Source organism: Rhodoplanes roseus, from assembly GCF_003258865.1.
Lineage (GTDB): Bacteria > Pseudomonadota > Alphaproteobacteria > Rhizobiales > Xanthobacteraceae > Rhodoplanes > Rhodoplanes roseus.
Genome location: NZ_NPEX01000752.1, coordinates 1 through 285, shown reverse-complemented (window position 1 = coordinate 285; position 285 = coordinate 1). Strand labels below are relative to the sequence as shown.

Here is a 285-nt window from a genome sequence, read left to right as displayed (position 1 = left end):
CATTTCCCGGTGAAAATCGCTATAGCTATCCGGAGCGACGGCGTCGACGGCAACGGCGATCCTGGCGGCCTGCACCGAGCCTTCGGAGAGGATCGGGAACTCCTTCAACACCATCTTGAGGTCAGGATTGTTGTCGATGAGCGCCATCATGTCGGGATAGGCGCGGCGGCAATAGCCGCAATTGTAATCGAAGAATTCCACGAGCGTGACCGCACCGTCCGGATTGCCGAGCACGACCTGGTTCTTGGAATTGAACAGCTGGTCCTGCATGCGCGTGATCGTCTC

The 285-nt window shown here is 58.2% G+C and carries 1 protein-coding gene; it reads right to left on the bottom strand.

Going from position 1 to position 285, the window contains the following annotated elements:
- On the bottom strand, window positions 1-285 hold a 285-nt coding region (locus CH341_RS32260), incomplete at both ends, for a thioredoxin domain-containing protein (RefSeq protein ID WP_170149909.1).